23 protein-coding genes are annotated in these 25,350 nt (G+C 49.2%); 1 reads left to right on the top strand and 22 read right to left on the bottom strand.

The features are described from left to right. Positions 1-94: 94 nt before the first annotated feature. The 6 genes from recJ to L9W92_RS10775 all read right to left on the bottom strand — a co-directional run bounded on the left by recJ (position 95) and on the right by L9W92_RS10775 (position 10,661). On the bottom strand, positions 95-2,776 hold the full coding sequence (gene recJ / locus L9W92_RS10800; protein ID WP_240083768.1) for a single-stranded-DNA-specific exonuclease RecJ: 2,682 nt from the start codon (positions 2,774-2,776) through the stop codon (positions 95-97). 229 nt (positions 2,777-3,005) lie between these two features. After that, entirely contained in the window at positions 3,006-6,467 is a 3,462-nt protein-coding gene (locus tag L9W92_RS10795; RefSeq protein WP_240083767.1) for an FAD-dependent oxidoreductase, read from the bottom strand. A gap of 23 nt (positions 6,468-6,490) precedes the next feature. Next, positions 6,491-8,308 (bottom strand): NADH-quinone oxidoreductase subunit NuoF, encoded by a 1,818-nt coding sequence (locus tag L9W92_RS10790; protein WP_240083766.1) that lies wholly within the window; start codon positions 8,306-8,308, stop codon positions 6,491-6,493. Next, positions 8,308-8,844 (bottom strand): NADH-quinone oxidoreductase subunit NuoE, encoded by a 537-nt coding sequence (gene nuoE, locus L9W92_RS10785; RefSeq protein WP_240083765.1) that lies wholly within the window; start codon positions 8,842-8,844, stop codon positions 8,308-8,310. Before nuoE ends, L9W92_RS10790 begins: the two co-directional genes overlap by 1 nt. Positions 8,845-8,955: 111 nt before the next feature. Next, the gene (locus tag L9W92_RS10780; RefSeq protein ID WP_240083764.1) at positions 8,956-9,258 is read right to left on the bottom strand and encodes a hypothetical protein; all 303 of its coding nucleotides are present in this window, start codon (positions 9,256-9,258) and stop codon (positions 8,956-8,958) included. Positions 9,259-9,731: 473 nt separating this feature from the next. After that, complete coding sequence (locus L9W92_RS10775) at positions 9,732-10,661, bottom strand: cation diffusion facilitator family transporter (RefSeq protein WP_240083763.1); 930 nt, start codon at positions 10,659-10,661, stop codon at positions 9,732-9,734. Positions 10,662-10,916: 255 nt separating this feature from the next. On the opposite strand from L9W92_RS10775, the gene L9W92_RS10770 reads away from it, so the two are divergent. Next, on the top strand, positions 10,917-11,396 hold the full coding sequence (locus L9W92_RS10770; protein WP_240083762.1) for a bifunctional nuclease family protein: 480 nt from the start codon (positions 10,917-10,919) through the stop codon (positions 11,394-11,396). Here the strand turns inward: L9W92_RS10770 and recN are convergent. From recN to L9W92_RS10690, 16 genes are all read right to left on the bottom strand, one after another. Next, positions 11,377-13,089, bottom strand: a complete 1,713-nt coding sequence (gene recN, locus L9W92_RS10765) for a DNA repair protein RecN (protein WP_240083761.1) — start codon at positions 13,087-13,089, stop codon at positions 11,377-11,379. The two genes, L9W92_RS10770 and recN, sit on opposite strands and share 20 nt — an antisense overlap. Before the next feature lie 4 nt (positions 13,090-13,093). Then, complete coding sequence (gene argR / locus L9W92_RS10760) at positions 13,094-13,549, bottom strand: arginine repressor (RefSeq protein WP_240083760.1); 456 nt, start codon at positions 13,547-13,549, stop codon at positions 13,094-13,096. Beyond that, the gene (gene mnmM / locus L9W92_RS10755; protein WP_240083759.1) at positions 13,518-14,126 is read right to left on the bottom strand and encodes a tRNA 5-(aminomethyl)-2-thiouridylate-methyltransferase MnmM; all 609 of its coding nucleotides are present in this window, start codon (positions 14,124-14,126) and stop codon (positions 13,518-13,520) included. The genes argR and mnmM overlap by 32 nt, the downstream gene beginning before the upstream one ends. Continuing rightward, a complete protein-coding gene (locus L9W92_RS10750; protein WP_240083758.1) occupies positions 14,119-14,988 on the bottom strand; it encodes an NAD(+)/NADH kinase in 870 nt (289 codons plus the stop codon). Before L9W92_RS10750 ends, mnmM begins: the two co-directional genes overlap by 8 nt. Before the next feature lie 24 nt (positions 14,989-15,012). Next, on the bottom strand, positions 15,013-15,834 hold the full coding sequence (locus tag L9W92_RS10745; RefSeq protein WP_240083757.1) for a TlyA family RNA methyltransferase: 822 nt from the start codon (positions 15,832-15,834) through the stop codon (positions 15,013-15,015). Between the two features lie 21 nt (positions 15,835-15,855). Beyond that, the gene (gene dxs / locus L9W92_RS10740; RefSeq protein WP_240083756.1) at positions 15,856-17,763 is read right to left on the bottom strand and encodes a 1-deoxy-D-xylulose-5-phosphate synthase; all 1,908 of its coding nucleotides are present in this window, start codon (positions 17,761-17,763) and stop codon (positions 15,856-15,858) included. Further along, positions 17,760-18,374 (bottom strand): hypothetical protein, encoded by a 615-nt coding sequence (locus L9W92_RS10735; RefSeq protein WP_376741803.1) that lies wholly within the window; start codon positions 18,372-18,374, stop codon positions 17,760-17,762. Before L9W92_RS10735 ends, dxs begins: the two co-directional genes overlap by 4 nt. A gap of 999 nt (positions 18,375-19,373) precedes the next feature. Next, on the bottom strand, positions 19,374-20,255 hold the full coding sequence (locus L9W92_RS10730; RefSeq protein WP_240083754.1) for a polyprenyl synthetase family protein: 882 nt from the start codon (positions 20,253-20,255) through the stop codon (positions 19,374-19,376). Further along, positions 20,245-20,526, bottom strand: coding sequence for an exodeoxyribonuclease VII small subunit (gene xseB / locus L9W92_RS10725; protein WP_240083753.1), 282 nt, complete (start codon positions 20,524-20,526; stop codon positions 20,245-20,247). Before xseB ends, L9W92_RS10730 begins: the two co-directional genes overlap by 11 nt. Before the next feature lie 23 nt (positions 20,527-20,549). Then, on the bottom strand, positions 20,550-21,188 hold the full coding sequence (locus L9W92_RS10720; RefSeq protein WP_240083752.1) for a cyclodeaminase/cyclohydrolase family protein: 639 nt from the start codon (positions 21,186-21,188) through the stop codon (positions 20,550-20,552). A gap of 129 nt (positions 21,189-21,317) precedes the next feature. Then, a complete protein-coding gene (locus tag L9W92_RS10715) occupies positions 21,318-22,163 on the bottom strand; it encodes a bifunctional 5,10-methylenetetrahydrofolate dehydrogenase/5,10-methenyltetrahydrofolate cyclohydrolase (RefSeq protein WP_240083751.1) in 846 nt (281 codons plus the stop codon). A 26-nt stretch (positions 22,164-22,189) separates the two neighbouring features. Further along, positions 22,190-23,395, bottom strand: coding sequence for an exodeoxyribonuclease VII large subunit (xseA, locus tag L9W92_RS10710; protein ID WP_240083750.1), 1,206 nt, complete (start codon positions 23,393-23,395; stop codon positions 22,190-22,192). A 205-nt stretch (positions 23,396-23,600) separates the two neighbouring features. Continuing rightward, positions 23,601-24,026, bottom strand: coding sequence for a transcription antitermination factor NusB (nusB, locus tag L9W92_RS10705; RefSeq protein ID WP_240083749.1), 426 nt, complete (start codon positions 24,024-24,026; stop codon positions 23,601-23,603). Positions 24,027-24,116: 90 nt separating this feature from the next. Next, positions 24,117-24,329 (bottom strand): DUF2273 domain-containing protein, encoded by a 213-nt coding sequence (locus L9W92_RS10700; RefSeq protein ID WP_240083748.1) that lies wholly within the window; start codon positions 24,327-24,329, stop codon positions 24,117-24,119. 26 nt (positions 24,330-24,355) lie between these two features. Next, positions 24,356-24,892 (bottom strand): alkaline shock response membrane anchor protein AmaP, encoded by a 537-nt coding sequence (amaP, locus tag L9W92_RS10695; protein WP_240083747.1) that lies wholly within the window; start codon positions 24,890-24,892, stop codon positions 24,356-24,358. 51 nt (positions 24,893-24,943) lie between these two features. After that, a complete protein-coding gene (locus L9W92_RS10690) occupies positions 24,944-25,342 on the bottom strand; it encodes an Asp23/Gls24 family envelope stress response protein (RefSeq protein ID WP_240083746.1) in 399 nt (132 codons plus the stop codon). Positions 25,343-25,350: the final 8 nt, after the last annotated feature.

Raw genomic sequence — 25,350 nt, 5'->3', positions numbered from 1 at the left:
AGGCTGGATTAATATCCATAACAATCATGTTCCTTTTTCATAATTACACTATGTTATTTGTATTATAATCTATAAGGTACCATATTGCCCAAACCTAAATAAAATTATTTAAAGGGTCCTTCAAAAGCTTCATCATCCAGGCCATTGATTCCTCTCTTACCCGGTGAAGACGCAAATATGTCTGGGAACTGTGCAGATCCCGTTTTCCCCCGGGCGCCGGCAGTAAACTTACATGAATGGCCTCTTCTTTTCTTTCCGCTTTAAGGAGTCCAAGCTCCTGAAGAACCTTTATCGCTATTTGCACAGTATACTCGCGCACGTGCAGGAAACCTGACTCCGTCAACGACCGGACCATCTGCCCGGGCTCCAGTATAAACCGCCCGTACTTGTTGATCTTGCGGCGAACAATTGTGTAAAAAAGGGCCAGGCAATCCCTGTCCGGTGTCAGCGCGGCAAGGTAAGAGCTATTCTTTTCAAAGTCATCGGTTCCAAAAAGCAAATAAACAGAGCCTTTTGTTTGCACCATTTCTGTAACATTATTAAACATTGTCCGGTTAAAGGGCAGGTGATAAATTATTGCATGACCTGCTTTAATATTTAAAGAACGTGCCATAGACGGAGTGGCCACCAGTATGCTCAGCTCGCCATTCTGAAATCTGACAGCGTTCTCCAATAAATCTTTTTCAGGCAACAAACCATGGCAGCAGGCAAGTTTACCTTTCAGCGACGGGAAAGATAATTGCAGATAATAGGCAATTTCAATTGTTTGGTAAGCGCAGGCGGTGATAATCACCGTAGGTATTTCATCAGCAGCCAAATCTCTTAATCTGTCCTGCCTGTCTATAGATTCGCGCAGGTCAATAAATTCCGGCTTTGCTTGATTATTCTTCATTTCATATAAATAAGGCCGCATTTCCGCTGAATGGCCGTTATTCAGCGTCTCAAGGATGAATTCCGGTATAAAAAGCTCCTCCTGATTTTGAGAGACATTTTTTGTTACATATTCCTCCCAAGAACTGCTCTTGCTGTTTTCTTGTGTGGAAAGCTCCAATAATGCCGGTATCCCCACGTCCTTGACTTCCAGTTGCAAAGAGCGCCGTCCGTTATACTCATTTATACCGGGCACAAAAGCCAGATCAACCGACTCATCTGTGGCGAGCACCTCCGCGTAAGCGCCAAGATCAAAACCGATACCGTCAACCGTCACTCCTTCGGAATACAAGAGCATCTTCAGGTGCGCGGAGTCCCTGCCCACACCCCGGCAGGTTTTCACCAGCGCTTCACGGCAGCCTAAAAGAGGGACCGGATTGCTATGTCCATACGGCTGCATAAGTTCAATTTCATTTACCAGTTCTTCTGAGACCTGATTTAGACTAATTAAGCCGTCAAGGTTTAAACGAGGAACCATTTTTTTATCGTCAAGTACTTTGCCGGCGTAATTATTTATTTCCCTGGAAAATTCCTCAATCTTGTCCGCGGGGAGCGAAAACCCCGCCGCCAGGGCATGCCCTCCATACTTCAGCAAATATTCCCGGCATTGCGAGAGAGCGCCGTAAATGTTAAAAGCCGGGATGCTTCTCGCTGAACCTTTACCTGTTTCCCCCTCCAGAGATATCAGCAGCACCGGACGATAAAAACGTTCCAGCAGGCGTGCGGCGACAATGCCGATTACTCCCGGGTGCCAACCCGCCGAGGCCAGCACAATAACTTTTTCCTTGGCGGTACCCGGCTGATCGCCAAGCATTGCCAGGGACTCCTGCATAACTTTTGCTTCTATTTCCTGCCTGATCTTGTTGCCCGTGTGCAGCTCGTTGGCTAATTCCCATGCTTCTCCAATATTATCAGTAAGCAACAGCCGCGCCGCCAAATCAGGGCTGCCGATACGTCCCGCCGCGTTTAAGCGGGGCACGAGTCTGAAGCCCACCTCACTGGCTCCAATAGTATCTTTAATGCCGCTTACCCCGATCAAGGCCTGAATACCCGGCCTTTTAGAATTCGCGAGGCTTGACAACCCATGCTTAACGAGGATGCGGTTTTCACCGTGGAGAGGAACAATATCAGCTATGGTGCCAAGACAGCAGAGGTCCAGGTAATCATGCCAGGCTTGTCTTTCATAACCGTCATTTTCCAAAAGCGCTTGCGCAAGTTTTAGCGCGACACCCACCCCGGCTAAATCTTTAAACGGGTAGCCGCAATCCGGTCTTTTCGGATTAATCACCGCCGGCGCCTGCGGCAGGACCGGGGGAGGTTCATGGTGATCCGTAATAATCAAGTCCAATCCGTTTTCACGCGCCCAGGCTGCTTCTTCCAGAGCGCTAATGCCACAATCAACTGTAACAATCAGGCTTGTCCCTTTTTCTTTACATCGCATCAAAGCGTCAATATGCAATCCGTAGCCATCGTCCAAACGATTCGGAATATAATATTCAACCACTCCGCCTAAATGCCGCATAACCTGTACCAGCAGCACAGCTGCCGTAATCCCGTCAGCGTCATAATCACCGTAAACCAATATTTTTTTCCTTGCTTGCACAGCCTGGTTAATTATCCTGACAGCTGTCCCCATATCCTTTAGCAGGAGCGGATGATAAAGCCTGCCCAGCCCGCAATTGAAAAAGTCCCGGCATTGTTCAACGGTATAAAAACCCCGGTTAATCAGCAACTGAGCCGTAATTAAAGAAATGCCCAATTCACGAGCTAATATTTGCTGCAGAGCCGGAAAAGGGGTTTTAACCTGCCATATTTTTTGTTGTTTGATCTTCGGAGAATATTCCATGACTATTAAAATTATAGCCGACCCGATATGGTTTGGCAACGCAAAACGGTCTGAAACAATTAACGCTGATGGTATTTAACCGGCGGGTTGAACATAAATTCGCCTTCAGCGACATGCAAAAAATCACATGAGTCAGAGGAACGGTTCCGTTGACTCATGTGATTTACTTATAGCGGCATGGATCTTGATCCCGGCCGGCTTCAACCCGGCGAACCGGTCAACCGGTCAGTTAAACAATGCCGTCTATTTCTTTCTGCAAGTCGGTTATGTCTCGGTAATCCGTGGGGATACCCAGGTTTGTGCTTAGTTCGGCAAGTATGCTGTAATTCTCTTTGCCTGCAAGCGGATGCAGAGCCTTGTTCAGTATTCTCTTTTCACCGCTGCTGTTCAGGTATGTCCCCTGTGTTTCCGCAAAAGTCGCCGCCGGCAGAATCACATTTGCCCGGGCGATCTCACTGCTCAGCAGAGGCGCGACGACGACGTTGAAAACATTCTCTTTAATCAGTCCGTCCAGTTTCATGTCATCGTTAACCACGGTCAGCAGGCCGGCCAGATTGCCGTTATTTAGCTCGCTGAGGATATCAGCTTTCTCTTTTACGTCCGCGAGGCCTTCTTCACACAGCCGTGCTCCGTTGACCTTCATGCCCTGCAGGTTTCTGCATCCCGGCAAAAGACTCGGATTTACTCCCATGAAGGCCTGACCGTACAGGTTTCCATAGGGGTTAAAGGCATAGATGCCGGATGCGGAATTTTTCAGGCCGGCCAGGATGCGCAGCATGTGCAGTTCATCGGTGTCGATTTTTTCCGCATTGACAATGACCACCGGGTTCTTTGCCCGCAGGTAGAGCTGGGTAAATTCAACGAGTTTGGCGGGCTTTGTCCGGATGGAGCCTTCTAGTTCTTGTATATCGGTTAACAACCGCTCACGGTCGCGCTCAGTCTCCGCAGCCACATCCTCAGGCTTCAACAAATCGTTCTGCAGAAGGTAACTCAACATGCCCTTAAGGATATACCTTGCCTTCTCGGAACCAACCTTTATGGTCATCTCGGACTCTTTGGCAAACCTGGTGACCCGCGGGCCCGCAAAGACAAGCTGGGCGCCTCCGCTCAGCATTTTTCTGAGCTTATTGGCCAGCACAGGGCTGTCGACGTCCGGGTCACACTTGTATGCAAACACCAGGTCTGCTTTTTCCAGGTCCTTCAGTGAACCGCCGGCGCTTACCAGTATTTCGGCAGGCAAAGGCCTCAAGCTTTCCACTTTGCTTGTGCGCATAGCCATTCGTGCCAGCTTTTGGACAAGATAGCTTTCCTCATTGGTGAGGTTGGGCGAAGCCAGCACAGCCAATGATTCTCCGCCAAGATGATCCCTGACTTTAGCAAGCCCCTGGCAGGCCGCGAAAATTGCCTCCGGCCAGCTTACTTCAGTCAGCTTTCCTTCTTTCCTCATAAGAGGCCTGGTAATCCTGTCCTTACTGTGGATGAAATCATACTCGAAAGCACCCAGTTTGCATAGGTTTCCTTCATTTACCGTGTCTTCTAAAGGAGATCCCGTACCAATGATTTTTTTGCCCGCTATCTTAAGTTCCAAATCACAGTTCATGCTGCACTGCGGGCAAACTGTGTCGATTTTTTCACCTTTCCAGGGAATGGGCTTGGGCAGGTACGTCTTGGCCGTCAGGGCGCCGGTCGGGCACGCTGAAATGCACTGCCCGCAGGATGTACACAAAGTTTCATCAAGCGGTACCCCCATGGACGGTTTTACCACCGCCAGGTAGCCTCTGCCCACAAAGCCCAGGGCGCCTATGCCTTGCACTTCACTGCATATCCTTATGCAAGAGCCGCAGAGTATGCACTTATTGACATCACGGGCTATTTGCGTGTTGTCTTCCTGGATGAAATGGTCTTGTCTTTGTCTGACAAACCTGTCCGCCTCAGCTTTGTATTCGGTTGCCAGACTTCTCAGCTTGCATTCATAGGCGTCAAGACACCCGCAGGAAAGACACCGCATGGCCTCTTGCCGGGCCATTCCCTCGGTGAAGGTGGAAGCCACCTCTTGGAAACCGTTCCTCCTGGCTTTGGCCTCCATAACTGTCTTGCGGCCACGGGGCAGCTTGGGATATTTACTAAACTCTTCCCTGTCGATCTCGGAGAGTTCTCCTTTTGAGTGATTGTAAGGCTTGGCAGCAAGGTCCATTTGAGGGTTCGTCAAAAACATGTTTATAGCTAAGGCTGCTCTTTTCCCGGCCGCCACTGCCTCGACCACTGTAGCCGGGCCGCTGACGCAGTCTCCGCCGGCAAAGACATTATCCAGGCGGGTTTTCTGGGAGTCTGACTGGGCAGAGACCCTGTTTCTATCCAGCACTTCACTGCCTTCCAGACAGGCAGTGTCAACCTTTTGCCCGACTGCGCAGATCACGCTGTCGACCTGAATCTGGAATTCCGAGCCCTGCACCGGTACCGGCCGCCGCCGGCCGCTGCTGTCCGGCTCTCCCAGGGCCATCCTGACGCATGTGCAACTTTGGATAACACCGTTGCTGCCTTCCAGGCTGACGGGGTTAACCAGGAATTGAAAGACGACTCCTTCCTCGCGCGCTTCTCTTACTTCTTCCTCGCTGGCCGGCATCTCCTCTTCGGAGCGCCGGTAGAGAACAATTACTTCCTGCGCGCCCTTTCTTAAAGCTGTCCGCGCGCAGTCAATGGCGGTATTCCCGCCGCCTACTATCGCCACCCGGGCGCCAAGATTGATATCCTTGCCATCGGTAACGTCCCGCAGGAATTTGATGCCGTGAACGGCCATGTCTTCCCCGGGAATCCCCAGCCCTTGGGAAGCCTGGGCGCCAATGGCCAGGAAAACGGCGTCATATTTCTTCCTGAGGCTGTCCAGGGTGAAATCTTTCCCTAATACGGCATTATATTTTACTTCACGGCATAATTTAACCACCTTGGCCAGTTCCGTATCCATCAGCGCTTTCGGCAGGCGGTATTCTGGAATGCCGTAGCGCATCATCCCGCCGAGTTTGTCATTGGCTTCCAGAACGGTCACCTCATGTCCCTGCAGGGCTAGATAATAAGCCGCCGCAAGACCGCCGGGACCGCCGCCGACCACGGCTACACTACAGCCGGTAGAAGGCAGGGCGGCGGGGACAGACTCACCATCAATGTCCAAGTCGCCGACAAACCGCTTGAGGTCGCATATAGCAACAGGCTCGTCGACAAGATTGCGCCGGCAGTTTTTTTCACAGAAAGCCGGGCACACCCTGCCCACTGATGCCGGGAAGGGGAGTTGCTCATTAATCAGGCGCACGGCCTCGTCAAATTGGCCGTCGGCAATCATGGCAACAAATCCCTGTATGTCTATTCCCGCCGGACAGGCATTCTTGCAGGGGGCTTCACAGTCACCGTAGTGTGTGGAAAGCAGCAGCTCCAGCGCCGTCTTCCTCATGGTTGCCAGTTCTTCAGTGTTTGTTTTTATTACCATGCCCGGGCCGACTTTTGTCGCACACGCCGGCATGGGCCGGCGCCCCCCTTCCATTTCAACCAGGCACAGGCGGCAAGCGCCAAACGGTTCCAGCCTCGGGTCATGACACAGGACTGGTATGTCTATACCGTTTTCCCGGGCTGCATCCAGGATGCTCATATTTTCGTCAACTTTGATTTTCGCTCCGTCTATCGAAATATCAACCGTAGCCATTTTTTCCCTCCTCCGCTCTGGGGTTATTCCGCTGTAACGGCTTCAAACTTGCAATTATCTATGCAGACGCCGCAATGAATGCATTTTTCAGTGTCGATGGTGTGAGGTACCTTTTTGTCCCCTGAAATGGCTCCGGCGGGACAGTTTTTACGGCAAAGTCCACACCCGGTACACTTCTCAGCGATAATCGAGTATACAAGCAAGTCCTTGCATTTTTTCGCAGGACATTTATGATCCAGAATATGTTTTTCATATTCGTCCCTGAAGTACTTCAAGGTGGTGAGTACCGGGTTGGGTGCCGTCTGGCCCAGCCCGCAGAGGGACCCCTGGCTGATGCTGGCTGCCAGTTCCTCGAGCTTGGCCAGGTCATCATTGTCACCCTTACCTTCTGTTATCCTGTCCAAAATAAGTTTCATCTGCCTGGTCCCCACCCGGCAGAAAGTACATTTTCCGCATGACTCGCTCTGGGTGAAGTTTAAGAAGAACTTGGCCACATCCACCATGCAGGTGGTCTCGTCCATAACCAATAGGCCGCCTGAGCCCATGATTGAACCGATCTGAGCCAGCGAGTCGTAATCGATAGGTGTGGAACAAAGGTTGGCGGGTATACAGCCGCCTGACGGCCCGCCTGTTTGGACTGCTTTGAACGGCCTGTCCTCAACGATCCCCCCGCCGATGTCAAAAACGATCTCGTTGATGGATACGCCCATCGGCACTTCCACCAGTCCACCCCGCTTCACTTTCCCCGCCAGGGCAAAAACCTTGGTTCCCTTGCTTTTTTCCGTCCCGTAAACGTTGTAAGCGGAAGCGCCTTGCTTAATAATAAAGGCTACGTTGGCAAGAGTTTCCACGTTGTTAATGATAGTGGGCTGACCCCAGAGACCCGACTGCGCCGGGAAAGGCGGCCGCAACTTCGGCATGCCCCGCTTTCCTTCAACGGACATGATCAAAGCGGTTTCCTCGCCGCAGACAAAGGCCCCCGCTCCTTCGCGCAATTGAATATCAAAGGAAAAACTGCTGCCAAAAAGATTTTCTCCCAAAAGCATTTTTTCTTTGGCCTGAGCTATGGCCTTCGTCAACCTGGATACAGCCAGGGGGTACTCTGCCCGCACGTATATATATCCCCCTGAAGCCCCTATGGCATATCCCGCAATAAGCATGCCTTCAATAACGCTGTTCGGGTCGCTTTCCAGAACGCTTCTATCCATGAACGCGCCGGGGTCGCCCTCGTCTGCGTTGCATATTACATACTTGGCGCTGCCTTGGTTGGCCTGGGCAAAACTCCACTTGAGCGCCGTTGAAAATCCTGCACCTCCCCGGCCGCGCAAGCCGGAAAGTTCTATTTCTTTGATCACCTGCTCAGGGGTCATCTCCGTAACGGCTTTTCTTATAGCCTCGTAACCCCCGACACCGATATAGTCATTTATATCTTCGGGGTCGATCACACCGCAGTTTCTTAATACGATGCGCTGCTGTTTGGACAGAAACTCCGCCCCGGTCACCTCATGAACATTGCTGAACATCAGGTTGTCTTCTACCGGACGGCCGGTTTCCAGAAACCCTTTGACTATCTTCTCAGCAGTTTCAGGTGTTACTTTTCCATATATATAACGTTCATTTTTTTCCGGGAATGACAATTCGAGATTGGGTTCGCTGTAACACATGCCCAGGCAGCCCGTCCGCTTTAGTTCAATGTCTTTTTTTCCGTCAAGATATTTCGCCAGGGATGCAAATACCTTGTCAGCGCCGGCCGCTATGCCGCATGTAGCCAAGCCTACTTTAATTACTGTCTTTGGCTTCTTTGCAGTCTTTGCAGTCTTTGCAGTCTTTGCTGTTGCCATTATTTATCATCTCCCTCAAGGACCCCTATTGAAGACTTTTCGGCCTTTTCCCGGGATTTTATTTGTCTGACGATTTTTTGTATGGATTTAGGCGTAACCCCGCCGTAAACAGTCTCATTAACCATCATCACCGGGGCCATGCTACAGCATCCCAGGCAGGCGACAGTTTCAAGTGAAAATAATCCGTCCTCGCTGGTGCCTCCCTCCGCGGCACCGGTATACTCCTCAATCGCCCGCGCCACTTTTTCCGCGCCGCCCAGGTGGCACGCGGTGCCGCAGCAGGCCTTGATAAGGTATTTGCCCGGCGGCTGCAACCGAAATTGTGAGTAAAATGTAGCAATACCGTATAATTCGCTTTCCGGGATGCCGGTATATTCGGTTATGCGGGAAATCATGGCCGGGGTTACACAGCCGAACATGGACTGAACTTTTTGCAGGATGATGATAGCGGCACCGGGCCCGTTGTTGTTCTGGATTAACTGGTCGAGAGCAATGATTTTTTCATCCGGTAATACGCCAACCATTTCATCGCTCATAGTTATTACCCCCCCTTGAATAAATAATTGGTGTGCCCCGGCAATATGGACTTATCACAAGTTAAACTTTCCTCTATGTCTTGACATATTGCCGCAAATATTTTTTATTTGTTAAACCCCTGACCCATTCAGGGTTTTAAGCAGTTCCACTTTCGAATCCTTATGCTTTTCAAACACGCTGACAATCCTTAACACCTTGACGTCTTTTACCCACGGCTTAGCCTCGATTTTACGGGCAACGGCTTCTACTGAAACAGGCGCTTCAATCATGACCACGACATCTGTCACATTGCCCACAACCGGATCAACGAAGTCCACTTCAGGCACCTTTTCCAGTTCCAGCAACTCGTCCACAAACTCCTTTCGCCCCACGTCATCGTTGGCGGTAACCAAAAGATAAGCTCTTAAACCCATGATAACTCCTCCTCAAATTTTTTGTCTCAGACACATTTAAACTCAAAAATCATTGCTCAGACATACGTGTGAACGACCAATTTTGTTTACCGCAGCTATTTTGGTTAAGTACAGAATACGAGGCGTTCTGTGTACGCAGTAGTTAAACCTGGCGGTTTAATTGCAGGGGTTTTGTGTTTACTTAACCAAATATATATAAGTCACCATTGAAATTGAACAGAATGTTTGATGATCGGGCTGCTGGTAAAAGATTGTCTTCCACCTCAGAAACAAATAGCATAGTGGTAACTAATTGGCGAACGAGCATAACATAATTATAGCAACAAATTATCATAATGCAACATATATTCACACAATACGCTGGAACTTCCGGCATAAACAAAATGGAAGCCCTCGAAAATATTGACTTCCACTTGCCATAAGCCTCAGCCGCTAATTTCCACTGGACCTAGGCGGTATTATTAAATCCAATCTTATCGTCTATTTTTATCGCATGACATACTGTTCGGCTTTCCAGCCGCAGTCTGGCGGCAGTCACTGCAATTCAAGGCGCACGGCTCCGCGTGAATTAAGATATGAATGCCGGATAACCTGACTGAAATTTCCTCTTCAATTTGATTGCAAATATTATGCGCTTTATTAATAACCATGTTTTCGGGCACCACCAGGTGGAGGTCCACATAACGCTGAGAACCGGCTTTTCTAGTTCTTAGTTTGTGGAATTCCACAAATTCAGCGGAATATTTATTGAGAACTTCTTTGATAATTTTCTCGTCAGTTTCCGGCAAACGTGCGTCTAATATACTTTGCATAGAGTCCCTGATCAGTTTTATCGCGGCATTGAAGATTAGCAGTGACACACCGATTGCGATTAATGGATCAATGATGGTGAGACCGGTAATCCTGATCGCGATAATCCCGGCCAAAACCCCTAAAGACGTGTAAACATCGGTAAGCAAATGCCAGGCGTCGGCTACCAGCGCCGGTGAATCAGTCCTTTGGCCGACAATGGATAATTTTCTGGAAACGAAAAAGTTAACTATGGCGGATATCGCCATCACCGCGGCCCCCATGTCCAGAGCATGAATCTCCGTCTGACCGAATAGCTTCGGATAGGCGTTGTATATAATGATCAGCGCAGCGCCCATGATTAATATTGCTTCAGTAATACTGGCGACATTCTCAAATTTTCCATGACCGTAGTGATGACGCTCGTCAGCCGGCTTGGATGATTCCCTGACGGAAAAAAAAGCGATTAGCGCGGCAATCAGATCCAGCCCGGAGTGAATCGCCTCTGATATTACGCCGACGGAATTCATGGTAACCCCTATTGCCAGTTTTCCCAATGTTAATGCTGTGTTAGAAGCTATTGACAGACGGGCTACCTTCATCTTTTCATTCATATGCTGCACCACTCCCGCAATGAAAAAAGCCCATGGAACTCATCTTCTGCGAATAGATGCAGTCCCACGGGCGATACCGCTGCCTTGCGGCCCGACCGGTTTTACCGGCCTGACTTAAAAGTAGTATAGCACAATATTTTTTTTACTACAACCGGTGTCCAGGCATAATTGAAAAAGAAAATTGACATTTTAAAGGCAATGCATTTAGAATATAACATATTATTTTATTAGTCGTTTCGAAAAGCAGGTGAGGTTGTGATACTTGTAAAAGCGACAGAAATTGCTTATGACATTATGATGAATCCGGTAGTGCTGCTAATTGATGAAAATCAATTAAAGGCGCTGCCAATCTGGGTTGGTCCGTTCGAAGCCAACTCCATATCATTGGCTCTTCAGGGAATTTGTCTGGACCGGCCTTTGACCCATGACTTGTTAATAGGAATCTGCGATAAGCTCGAAGCAAGATTCAGCATGGTAATTATCAATGACGTTATCGAAGGAACATATATGGCTGAATTGCACATGTGGCATCATGACAGGGAGTTGGTAATCGATTCGCGACCCAGTGACGCCATCGCTTTGGCTATTCGCACCAAAACACCTATCTATCTGAGTGATAAAGTAGCGGAAGGCTTTTTAGCGCTAAAGGATTTATTAAATGAAGAACAGCAGAATGAATTAAAAAAACTCCTCGATCCCGGCAGAATAAATGAACTCAAGAAATCTCTTCACTAGCAAGTTTTTTTGAGGCTGAACTTAACATCTGACTGGCGTGGCGTCTGGAAATGTCCGTTACGTCTTTGCCGCCCAGCATTCTTGCCAGTTCATCCACCCTTTCTGCAAAATCAAGTTTATCCACTTTTGAAACCGTGCGCTCACCGTCGAACTCCTTGCTCACCCGGTAGTGCGCACCGGCGTAGCTGGCTATTTGAGCCGCATGGGTAACACATATAATCTGATGATGTTCGCTAATCACAGCCAGTTTTTCCGCGACGGCATGCAGCGCCCGGCCGCCAATTCCGGCATCCACCTCGTCGAATATGATCACTGGAATTTCGTCTGCCTCCGCCAGCAGTGCTTTCAAGGCAAGCATAATCCGGGAAAGCTCACCTCCCGAGGCGATTTTAGCCAGTGGTTTCAACGGTTCGCCAGGATTCGGCGAAATCAGGAATTCAACACGTTCCGCACCGCCCGGTGACAAGCCGTTAATCCCGGTAAAAACTACCTGGAATTTAACCCTGCCCATCTCCAAATCAACTAGTTCGCGCGACACTTCCTCCTCAAGCTTTTTTGCCGCCCGTACGCGGCGGGAGCTCAAGATTTCGGCGGCCTTCAGGTAAGACTGCTCTAATTTTTTCAATTCCCCGGCGGCAATGGCGGCTAATTCTTTATTACCCTCAAGTATTTCCAGTTCATTCCGGGCCTGTGCAAGATAATCCAGTATTTCTGGAATCGTGGGCGCATACTTTTTTTTCAAATTATTAAGGAGTGCCAGTCTTTCTTCCACAGCTTCCAGCCTTTGGGGATTCAGTTCCACTCTGTTCCGCAGGGCGGCCAGCTCCCGGGCGGTATCTTCCGCTTGATAGAAAACATTTTCCAGGGACTGGTACAAGCATGCCGCGCTTTCGTCTAAAAGCGCCAGATCTTTGAGCAAATCCATGGCCTTGGCCAACAAATCCGTTACCGGCGCCTGCCCGTGCGCGCCTTCATAAATCAATGAATATGATTCAGCGGCGAGAAGGCATATTTTCTCCGCATTGACCAGCACTTTCCTCTCTGACGCCAGTTTTTCATCTTCCCCCGGTTCCGGGTCGATTTGCTCGATTTCTTTTATTGTATAGCGCAATAAATCCGCGCGTTCAATTCTTTCCTCATTGTTACGGTGGAGATTTTCGCATATGCCGAGCTTTTCTTTCCACTGTGAATATAAAGTGTTTACCTCTTTCAGCGCGTCAAGAACGGGAGCGCCGCCAAACCGGTCAAGCAAGTCACGGTGTCGATTCTGGTCAAGCAATGAATGCTGTTCATGCTGTGCTTGCGAATCCACAAGATTTCTCCCGATCCCCCGATAATAACCTAAAGTGACAATCTGCCCGTTCAGGCGGCAAGTGTTCTTGCCTGAACGGTTTATTTCCCTTGCTAAGATCAAGGTTCCGTCCTCAGTTAATTCTATCCCCTGCTCATCAAGCATTAAGATGACATTTCTGTTATTGCTGACGTCAAAAGCAGCTTGAACCAACGTTCTGTCAGCCCCCGCTCGGATTTGTTCGCCTGCCGCGGCCCGGCCGCCCAATGCCACTTGCAGCGCTTCAATGATAATGGATTTTCCCGTACCGGTTTCGCCGGTAATGACATTTAGTCCGTTTTGCAGGTCCACACTCAGCAGATCAATCAGTCCGAAATTCTTGATATACAGATTGAGCAACATTATCTTACCCCCTATGCAGTTCCTCAAACCTTTTCAGCACAGTTTCTGCAACTTGTTTTGGTTTGACAACCACCAGGATGGTGTCATCTCCGCCGACCGTGCCGATTATTTCCGGCCAACCGATTTGATCTATTGCCGAGGCCACTCCTTGCGCCCCGCCGGGATGTGTTTTAATTACAAGCAAATTTTCACTTATGGCCAAACTTATTACTGAATCGCGAAAATATCGTTTTAAGCGGTCTGCCGCGCGTTGGACAGTATGTTCACCGGGCGACGCATATTTAAAAAGATTTTTCTCATACGGTATTTTGATTAAGCCTAATTCCTTGATATCCCTTGAAACTGTAGCCTGGGTAACCTCAAAGCCACATTTCTTCAGACTAACGGCAATTTCCTCCTGTGTCTCTATTAATTCCCGCTGGATAATCTCAAGAATTTTGCGTTGCCGCCTGGCTTTCAAGCAGATCACCCGCTTTCTCGACAAGGATGATTACCGGTGCGTGAGCAGTACGGTTTAAGTAGTTTATTTTAATCACATTAAATCCGGCTCCCTTCAGGCCGGAAGCATACTGTTCCGCAGCGCAGAGTTCTTCATTGCCGCCCGGGTGCCCGGTATAGAGCACCATGCCGATTCTGCCCCCCGGGCGGAGCAGCTCCACCGCAGATTTTAGCGCCGTGACGGTAGTGCCGGCACTGGTAACCAGAGCATGATCGCCACCCGGCAGATAACCAAGATTAAATAGAACCGCATCCACCGGCTCAGGCACCAGTTTGTCCATTTCCTCATGTCCCGTGTTAAGCAGGGTCACTTGCCCGGCGGCGCCATAGCGTTCAAGTAATTTTTTTGTGCTCTCCAGCGCCTTTTTTTGTATATCGAAAGCGTAGACCCGCCCTTCAGACCCCACCAGGCGAGCCAGAAAAAGGGTGTCATGTCCGTTACCGGCGGTGGCATCAACCGCTGTTCCGCCGTGCTTCAGCACCTCGGCGATAATCATTTGGACTATGTGGACGGCGCTCCCCAATCCTTTATTAATCACAGGAACGGTCCCCTTCTTCTTTCAGCTTCTTTCCCAGTAATTCGAAAAAACCTCTCCCTTTCAGTCTCAGGAACCGGGCCCTTTGAGAAGCCTGTCTGATCAGCACCTGATCAGACTGAAGCAGCCTAAAGCCGTGCTGGCCGTCCATGGTCAGCATGATTTCCTCCCGGCCGGACAGGATCACTACTTTAACCGTGCTTTCAGGCGCGACAACCAGCGGTCGCGCCCAGAGGGTATGCGGGCAAATCGGAGTGATTAACATCAAATTCAAATCGGGAGTAACCAGGGGTCCCCCCGCAGAGAGGGAGTAAGCGGTAGAACCGGTTGGGCTGGCTATGATTAAGCCGTTAGAAGGATAAGTGTTCACGTACTCGTTATTAACATAAGTTTCCAGATGAATCAGCCTGGCAAAAGCTCCATTTGTGATCACGGCGTCATTTAGCCCCAAGGCATGCTCAACTGCCTCATTATCACGATATACCAGCGCCTCAAGCATCATACGCTCTTCAATATAATACTGCCCGGCAAGCATTTTTCCCAGGGCAGGGATCACCTCAGGTATGTCGATTTCGGTCAGGAAGCCCAAATGTCCCAGATTTACGCCGATAACAGGCTTGCCCGCCGCCGCTACTTTGCGAGTCGTTCTGAGCAGCGTGCCGTCGCCGCCGAGCACGATCACACATTCAGCCTGCTCAATCAAGTTTTTCTCCGTTGTGCCTAATCTGACCAAGCCAATGGAACCGGCGGTCTCCTGCTCAATCAATACTTTACGGCCTTTGTCCTCAAGCCAATTGATAACTTCTTCTACCAGGGTAACAACCCCTTTTTTATGTAAATTAATAACAAGCCCGATTGTGTTCAATCCGGGACCTCCCCTAAAAACATATCAAGACAATTCAGCATGCGCACGTTCCACTATCATCTTGCATTCCTCAATTTCGGCGCCGGAAATAATAGATTCCTTTTTCTCATTTTTCATAAAGTAGATTAAAAATTCAATATTTCCTTCCGGTCCGGTAACTGGTGAAAAATCAAGGCCTTTTACCGAGCAACCCAAGGCAGCGACGAGCATGGCTATATTTTGCATTACTTCAAAATGAACCTTGGGATCGCGGACGACCCCTCTTTTACCGACCTTTTCCCGGCCAGCCTCAAATTGTGGTTTAATTAACGCCACCCCGGCGGCTTCCGGAAGAATCAATTCGTTGACTTTCGGCAGCACTTTGGCAAGCGAGATAAACGAAACATCTATTGTGGTAAAATCCGGCGGCTCAGTGAGAATATCACTTGAAAGGTAGCGAATATTTGTCCGTTCAAGGACAACCACCCGCGGATCATTTCTCAACGACCAGGCCAGTTGGCCATAGCCGACATCCACAGCGTAAACCAGTCTCGCTCCGTGCTTAAGCGCACAGTCGGTAAAACCACCCGTGGAGGCTCCGACATCAAGCACCACTTTCCCGCTCAAATCAAGGTGGAAAGCATTTATTGCCTTTTCTAATTTAAGCCCGCCGCGGCTAACGTAAGGAGCCGCTTCACCGCGCACCTCAACTTTGGCCTCCCGGTTAACCGTCCGGCCGGGTTTGTCCACCAGTTCGTTGTCCACAAAAACAAGGCCGGCCATAACAGCTGCGCGCGCTTTCTCACGGCTGGCAAAAAAGCCGCCCTCCACCAACCTGACATCCAACCTTTGCTTTTTCGGCAACAAGCTGATAACCTCCGCGCCGTTTTAATCAAAAACCAACTTGAGCTTTTTAGTCACTTTTCTCGGCACGCATTGACCCGCGATAAAATTGACCACTTGTTGCACAGTAAGGCCATACTTCTCCATTAAAAGTGAATGACTGCCATGCTCAATAAAGCAGTCGGGAATACCGAAACGGTGCACCATGACTTCTTTTTTCCCTTTTGATGACAATAATTCCAGAACGGCGCTGCCGAAGCCGTTTTTAACAACATGTTCCTCAAAGGTAAAAACCTTACCTGTAATTGTAGCATATTTAAGGATGAGTTCCTCGTCAAGGGGTTTAATAAAACGAGCGTTTATTACTGTCGCCTCAATGCTCATTCCGGAAAGAACCCCTGCCGCCTCTTCAGCCTTGCCGACCATGCTCCCCACCGCCAGTAAAGTGAGGTCTGCCCCTTCCCTGAGCACTTCAGCCTTACCGATAGGCAGTAATTTCAGCTCATCGTCTATTTTACAGCCGACTCCCGCTCCCCGCGGGTAGCGTATAGCCACCGGCCCATGGCATGTTAACGCTGTGGCAAGCATATGCTGCAGCTCATTTTCATTTGCGGGTGCCATCACGATCATATTGGGCATAGACCCAAGGTAAGACAAGTCAAAAAGCCCATGATGAGTGGGGCCATCCTCCCCGACAATACCAGCCCGGTCAATAGCAAAAACCACCGGCAGGTTTTGCAGACAAATATCATGCAGGATCTGATCATAAGCGCGTTGGAGGAAAGTTGAGTATATTGCCACAACAGGATGATATCCCCCGGAAGCAAGCCCGGCGGCCAGGGTAACCCCATGCTGTTCGGCAATACCCACGTCAAAGAAACGTTCCGGAAAAAGCCGCGCGAATTTTGTCAAACCCGTGCCGCCCGACATGGCGGCTGTGATTGCCAGGACGTTCCGCTCGCTGCCGGCAAGCTTCACCATAGTTCTGCCGAACACTTCGGTGTATGAAAGCGGGGCGTTTTTTTTCTTAACCTCTCCACTAGCAACATCAAACGGGCCAACTCCGTGAAACTTGTCCGGATTATCTTCAGCCGGCTTGTAGCCCTTGCCTTTCTTTGTCAACATATGAATCAAGACCGGCCCCTTGATAGACTTGGCTCGTTGCAGGACGCCGGTGACCGCCTTGATGTCGTGTCCGTCTACAGGCCCCAGGTAAATAAAACCCAGTTCTTCAAAAAACATGCCGGGCACCACCAGGTATTTCAAGCTGTCTTTTAGCTTCTCAATCAGCCGCAACAGGGTTGGACCCGCCGGCAGTTTGCGCAAGATTTGCTCAATTTCTTCCTTGCCCCTTGAATACATCGGATCGGTGCGCAGGCGGTTAAGATAGCCGGACAAAGCCCCCACGTTCTGGGCAATGGACATTTCATTATCATTTAAAACCACGATCAAGTCTTTTTTCATATGACCGGCGTGGTTAAGCGCCTCAAAGGCCATCCCGCCGGTCATGGCGCCATCGCCGATAATTGCGACTACAGAATAATTGTCTCCTTTTAAATCCCGCGCGACAGCCATGCCGAGGGCGGCGGAAATAGATGTACTGCTGTGCCCTGTACCAAACACATCATGCTTGCTTTCAGCGGGGCGGGGAAAACCGCTGATACCTCCAATTTGACGCAAAGTGCCAAACTCCTTATAACGTCCCGTAAGCAGTTTATGAGCATAGCTCTGGTGTCCCACATCCCAGATAATCTTATCCACGGGAGAGTTGAAAACATAATGAAGAGCCAGTGTTAGTTCCACCACCCCTAAACTAGGTGAAAGGTGTCCCCCATTCTTCGCGACAGTATTAATTATTTCCTGACGTATTTCCCCGGCTAACTCCTGCAGTTGGGCAAAATTCAGCGAGCGAATCACATATGGGGAATGAACTTTTTTTAAAAGTCTACTCACTGCTTACCCACCTTTTGCTTATTCTTCGGCACCTTTTGTTTTTGAAAAAAGTTATAACCGGTGACACTTTCAATTTTCGCCAGGACAGTACCGACAAAAAAAATAATTTCGTCAGGATGGCTGAGAGACACTTTTTTCCCCGCGGCCTTACCGGTAACAATCAAAACAGAAATAAGGGCGGTAAGCAGCACATTCAGCCAAAACTGATCGAACCGCGGTCCCACCCTCATGATTTGCACTACGATTGATATCCCCAACGCGCCGCTTACCGTGGTGGTTATATCACCGATAATATCATTTGCGATATTAGCTACTCTATCGGCATTTTTGATTAACAGCAGCCCTTGGGGCGCACCTTTAACACGTTTAGCTGCCTTTGCGTTGAAAGGAGCGTGAGAGGCGGCTGTCACAGCCGTACCCACAAGATCGGCCAGAATGTTTATTGTAATGATGATAATCAAAAAAACAAAAGACAAAATCAGGTTATTCAATTTAGACGCAAATATTTCTGAAAACAAGGTAAATATGATTGCGATTATAAACGAGCCTATACCGACCAGGAAAATATATCTACCGGAAACAGTAGATTTATTATTACCCAAAAATGTCACCTCATACTGCGACAGTTGGCATATCTATTTTGCACTACTCAGGGGCCAGTAATCAGTAGTCAGGAGTCAGAATAAGAAAACTGTTTATTGTCTCGAACTATTCTGAATTCTGACTCCTGAATTCTGAATGCCAGAATAGTAACAAATAGAAACTTATATCATGTAAAGTATACTATGCCACAAGTTATTACGTAATATATGTAAGATAAGTGACAGCAGACCGGGTAAATATTGTGGCTTAGGTCTAGCAGGTTTTCCCAAACAGCTACCGGCTGTCGCCAAACCGGCGGTTTCCCTTTACAACTGTTTCCGTCCGTCACCGTACCGGGGCTAGATTACCACTTAGTCCACACTGCAATCCCCAATCTGCCCCGGAATTCCGGACAGCCTAGGAGTTTTCCTCGACAGAATTTACCTTTTTTAGCCTCTTTTGCAATAAAGGTTTCAATCATCAAACCAACCGTGCACGGGCCCATGTCAGCCGGTTTGTAAAAATGCTGAAATCCACCCTTACCACTCAAGGCAGGCTACACTGCACGCAGCTTCGACCACATGCAGGTTTAAATCCCAAGCCATAGTCTACCAACCGCGCCAAGGCGGTACAGCTTCCCACATACTTGGGTCTCCACGGAGGCAGGGTCAACGCCCGCATGCCGTTGCGGGTCGCCCAACCACCTTAACTCCCAGTACCAGCCCCCGACTGGGCGTCAGCAGCCAGCACCAGGAACTTCATCGTTGTGCCCTTGACGGATTTTTAGGCCCGCCTTCAAAAAGGTGCATCTGACTAGAATACTGTATCACTTACCGATAAATATTTTCACTTTGTAATTATAACAAAACATCTATTTTCTTTCAAATGCCGGTTTTTCTCTGTTTTCGCTGTTTAATTGGTTATTAGCCTAAAAAATAATAACCGCCATATCGCAAATCTGTATAGTAGCGGTGTGTTCCTGTAGATAATATTTTCACTTATTGAACTGCCCGGACTAAAAGCATAATTTAGTAATCCCGGTCGATGATATAATGTACGAGCATCTTTAAAAAATCCGCCTCTTCCCCAAAACAATCCAGAGCCGATAAAGCTCTTCCCGCGGCCTGACGCGCTTTTGCCCTCGCTTCTTCCATACCAAAAAGCGAAGGGTAAGTGACTTTCTTGTTCTTGACATCGCTTCCCACCGGTTTGCCTATCTTTGCCGCGTCACCTTCAACATCAAGAATGTCGTCAATTATTTGAAAAGCAAGGCCTAAATTATCCGCATAGCATGTAAGACTATTTAATTTTTCCTCTTCCGCCCCGGCCAGGATAGCCCCCGCCCGAACTGCCGCGCGATAAAGGGCGCCTGTTTTGTGACTATGAATGTATTCAAGCGTGCGTTCATTGATATCCTCTCCCGCGGAAAACGTATCGACAACCTGTCCTCCAATCATGCCGAATGTTCCTGCCGCGAGAGCAATCTCATCAATAACTTTTACAACATCATCCGTATTTTGGGCGCGAACGTTCGCTAACATGGAAAATGCCAGAGTTAATAGGGCGTCGCCCGCTAAAATCGCTACAGCGTCCCCGTATACCTTGTGGTTCGCCGGTTTACCCCGGCGATAATCATCATTGTCCATGGCAGGCAAGTCATCGTGAATCAGTGAGTAGGCATGAATCATTTCAAGAGCGCAGGCCGCGGGCATTACATCCGCGGCTTTCCCCCCCACTGCTTCAGCCACTGCTATTACCATGACGGGTCTGAGCCGTTTGCCTCCACCCATGACGCTATACCGCATAGCCTGGTGAATCAAAGGCGGATAGGCGTTGGACGGCGGCAGGTGATGTTCAAGCGCCTCTTCAACAATAGAACTATACTTCTCCAATGTTTCTTCAAAATTCATTTTTTTGACCCCCTACCGCCAAGGGCAACGCGTCAATTTCCTTAACGTTTATTTCATCTTTTTCGTTAGCGGTTAATATGGCAATACGTTGCTCTGCCGCCGCCAGGTATTCATTACAGACACGGGTAAGTCCGATTCCCTCCGTAAACATCTCCAGCGCTTTCTCCAGCGGCAACCGGCTGTCTTCCAATTCCCGCACCAGTGCTTCCAAACGCGCTATGGCTTCTTCGAAAGATATTTTTTTACCTCCAGCGGTGTTTTCCACAACCATAAATGTCCTCCTTACCGTACCTCTTAAGACTCTTTAATCCGCGCCCGCACCGCGGCCACGGCCTCATCCTTCAGCCGCCCGGCCGCGGCAGCCATCGCCTCTTTTTCCTCAATAACCCTTTTTACATAATCCTGATCTTCGATCATGGCGGCATTAATTTCAGCACTCAAAAGCACGCCGTTGACAGCGGCGTCAAATATAACGGCGGCCACCCCGGCGTCGCTGATGGCTGTTTTGTTTCCCATGCCGGAGAGCCGCGCGGTGATCCGCAGCGCTTCCAGACAAACACGGGCTATGTCCAAAGGAGTTTCCGTGGCTTTTACTAAAGCTTTCTGCATAGCTTCTTCACGTGTTGCTTTTTCAGCATCGGTTTCCTTGGGCATCCGAAAAGCCCTCATATAATTGTTAAACTCCGCCATGTCCCTGTCTACCAGTTCTTCCAGTCTTCTCATCAAATTATCGGCGGTGCTGATAATTTCATTGACCTGCGGTTCAACCTCCCGGTACTTCTTTTTCCCCGTGGTCAGATTGCAGACCATAGCGGTCATAGCCAGGCCGAAACACGCCACTATGGCGGAAACACTGCCGCCACCCGGCGCAGGGGAACTGGAGGCAGAAAGTTCTATTACTTCCCGCAAGGTTTTATCAAATAAAGCGCTCACAGGCGACATCTCCTTTTTTAAAGAGTTGGCAGGGGGAGATGGCAGGGGGACGGTTCTTCTGACAACTTATTAAATGTTTCCTGAGCGGTCCAGGAGAACCGTCCCCTCTGTCTTCCCCTGTCCTGCGCACTATTTCTTCTGAAGTTTGATTGCTTTAAGCAGGTTTCTCTGCACCAAAACGGTGGTAAGACTGCCGACCCCGCCTGGGACTGGTGAAACCGCGCCGGCAACCTTTTGCACATTTTCATAGTCAACGTCCCCGCAAATGCCTTCCGCCGTTTCATTTATACCGGCGTCTATCACTACGGCGCCGGGTTTGATCAAGTCGGCTGTAATCATCTTGGCCTTGCCCACGGCGGTGATCAGTATGTCCGCCTGTCTGGTGTGCCGGCCAAGGTCGCTGGTTTTAGTGTGGCAGACAGTCACCGTAGCGTTTTGGTTCAGCATCATAAAAACCAGCGGTTTACCCACTGTTTCGCCACGGCCTACCAGAACGGCATGCTTACTCTCTATTTCTATTCCGCCGCGCTGCATGATTTCAATACAACTTTGCGGTGTGGCCGGAAAAAGCCCGTCGCTATTACTGACGAGATAACCCCGGTTGACGGGATGCACCCCGTCAATGTCTTTAAGCGGCGATACCGCTTCTAAAACTCTTTGTTTGTTTATTCCCTCGGGCAAAGGCAATTCAATGATAATTCCATGCACATTTTCATCTTTATTCAACTTACCGATTAAGAACATCAATTCATCTTCAGGAATTCCACCCGGCAAGTTGAAGAGCTCGTAGCTGATGCCGGCGTTAAGGCAGGCTTTTTCCTTGGAGCGGGCGTAAATGACTGACGCCGGGTCATCACCAGCCAGGATAACAGCCAGTTTAGGCACAATTCCCCTTGCGCGCAGTTGCCCAACTTCTTTTTTTATTTCCGCTCTGATTAATCCAGCAATTTTTTTACCGTCGAGAATAATTGCCATTTTATTACCTGTGCGCTTTCTTTATTTTATTGTAACCTTTTTTCCTCCACAGCACACTGCAACAACCCCTTGTACAAGCGCACAACCAGCTTGTCGCCTTCGTCCACTTCTTTAATGTCGCTAATGACGCGCCTGCCGTCCGGTGTGGTACAAATACTATATCCCCTGGCCAGAGTGGCCAGCGGACTCAAGGTGTTTAGCCGGGCGGCGAGCGCCGCGAGGCGGCCGCCCTCGCTTTCGACCACGCTGCACACGCTTTGGGTCAGGCGGTGGGTGAGGAAGTCAACTGATTGCTGCCTGGCGCCGCAAAAAGTTTCCACCGGCCGCGCCAAAGTCCTGCCGGACAGACAATAATCCAGACGCCGTCTTCCTTCATTTATTTTTTGCTCAACAGCGCGCTTAAGCCTGTCCGCAATTGTTTGGACATAACGCTCCATTTCCCTTTTATTGGGAACAGCCATTTCCGCGGCGGCCGAAGGAGTGGCGGCGCGGGCGTCAGCCACAAAGTCGGATATGGTAAAGTCAGTTTCATGTCCCACCGCCGATATGACGGGGATTTCGGAGTAATAAATACAACGGGCGACAACTTCCGTGTTAAAAGCCCACAAGTCCTCAATAGACCCGCCGCCCCGGCCGATAATAATCAATTCAACCCCGCCGAGCTTGTTTAACAGCTGGATCCCCCGCGCCACCGCGAGAGGCGCGCCTTCGCCCTGCACCAGCACCGGGACCAGAATAACCTCCAGGCCGGGCCAGCGGCGCCGAATTATTTCCACCATGTCACGTACCGCCGCACCGGCCAGGGAAGTGACAATACCGATCCGGCGGGGCAGCAGCGGCAAATTTTTTTTATGTTTTGGGTCAAATAACCCTTCCCGCTGCAGTCTGTCTTTCAGCTGTTCAAAAGCCAAATACAACGCGCCGGTTCCGTCCGGTTCCATCTCATCAGCGTAAAGCTGGTATACGCCGTCCCTTTCATAAACTGAAACGTAGCCGCGTACCAGCACGGCCATGCCGTTTTCCGGCCGGAAAGGCACGGCGCGGCTGCGGGAGCGAAACATGACCACTTTCAGACAGCTTGACTCATCCTTCAAGGTAAAGTAATAGTGTCCGGATGAAGCAGGCTTAAAGTTGGATATTTCCCCTTTTACACAGATATTAGCCAGCAGGTAATCGTTTTCAAACATTGTTTTGATTTGCCTGGTCAATTCCCGGACACTTAGCACACGCACCGCTCTTAACTCCTAATAATAATAATGAAAGCAACCGGGCCACCGCGCTGAAAATAGCAGCAGCGCCTTTAGCCCGGCTAAAACGACCTGTTCTATTTTAATAATGCCATATGTTATTATTCTATAATGAGAATACAATCCCTGCAACCGATTAATAAAATACAAATTCAAAAGAGCAGTTGTTCAATAAAAACAACCACTCTTTCTAAGACTCAATATTATTTTGGTATATTTCCGGTTTTTCCACAACACGCCCCAGGATGCCGTTGATAAATTTTCCTGACTCTTCGCTGCCGAATGCTTTGCCTAATTCTATGGCTTCATTCACAGAAACGTTATCCGGTATGTCCTTACAGTACAGTATTTCAAAAAGCGCCAGGCGCATTATATTTCTATCGACGCTTGCCATCCTCTTTATATTCCAGTCTTTGCTTAGGCCTGCGATAACCTGGTCAATAGACCTCAAGTTGGCCAATGTTCCGTTAACAAGCTGCCGGGCGAATTCTTCATTTTTCTTTAATCTGCCCAGACTTCCGTCCACTTTATTAAAAGCTTCGCTTGGCTCAATATTGCCAAGATCTATTTGGAACAGGACCTGAAGCGCCCTTTCTCTGGCCTGTCTCCTGCTCATCAAATTCCTCCTCGTAGCAATTTACGCGCAAAAATAACGTATCCAGCGCCCTAGACGGCAACCATTACTCCGGCCCGAATACACTGCAAGCTATCGTTCCCGAAAAATCCTTGATATAAATTCCCGAAAATCAATTTTTTCATCAAGGCGCTTGCCCAAATAGTAGCCGGCCACAGCGCAAGCAACAACAAACAAAGCTTTAAAAAGGCCGTACTTGATAGCAAACCAGCCAAAAATCAAACCCAATAAAACACCTGCCGCCTTGCCCAAGTGTTTATCCAAAATTTCTTGGATTATGCCCAACCCGCTCCCTCTCTTCTCCGGCAATATTACTCGACTCTCGGCTTGTGCGCCGATATATCTTCAATAGAAACTTTAACTGTGCTGACAGCAATACCCGTTACTTCAAAAACTTTTTCTTTTACCAGGGTCTGTATTTTCTCGGAAACTTCCGGAATATTGATGTCGGGAGTCACCACGGCGCGCAGTTGGATCCCGACCCCCTGCGAGACTGCTACTACCCTGGGTTTCACCTCTTTTACCCCGTTAACCTGAGATACTACTTTTACAGTAAGATTTTCTATCGCTTTTATGGACACACGAATCTGACCAGCAGCACTTTCTGTGAGCAACACGTACCTGCCAACTCTGTCGGATCTGCTTACACCTATCCAAAACAATCTGGCACCGGCAAGTATCAATATTGCCATAAGTGTCCAAAAAACCTCCGGCTGGCCGGGATAAAAAAGATCTCTGAGCAGGAACTGTGGTGTTGTCCAGCCCAGCATCACCGCTGAAAAAAGTACGAAAATCGCTGTTAAAAAGAAAGTGTATACTGCCAGTAAAGCACGGTCAAAAGGCCTCACCGGATATACCCCCTTAAAAAGCAGCCCCCCTCTTTCTGGGGGCTGCGTAGTTTATCTTACTCTATGTTCCTCTTCTTTCATTTCAGAAGTAAAAGCAACACCTTGAACATTGACATTAACTTCCACAACAACCAGCCCGGTCATTCGCTCAACGGCATTTTTAACGCTGCCCTGGATACTTGCGGCAATATCCGGAATTCGCACACCGTAATCCACAATTACGAAAATATCTATAGCCGCCTCTTTCTCCCCGACCTCTACCTTAATACCCTTTGAAAAGTTCTTCTTTCCGAGCAGCTCCGCGATACCACCCGCAAGGCCGCCGCTCATGCCGGCCACGCCTTTAATTTCGATAGCCGCCAATCCGGCAATAACTTTAACAACTTCATCCGCTATTCTTATTGCGCCATACCTGGTTTGTTCCTCCCGGACTACTCCCGAGGCATCCACCTTTATTC

It is taken from the genome of Pelotomaculum terephthalicicum JT (assembly GCF_022410535.1).
Lineage (GTDB): Bacteria > Bacillota > Desulfotomaculia > Desulfotomaculales > Pelotomaculaceae > Pelotomaculum_D > Pelotomaculum_D terephthalicicum.
Note: the sequence above shows the minus strand (reverse complement) of the source record. Positions and strands in the feature narration are given on the sequence as shown.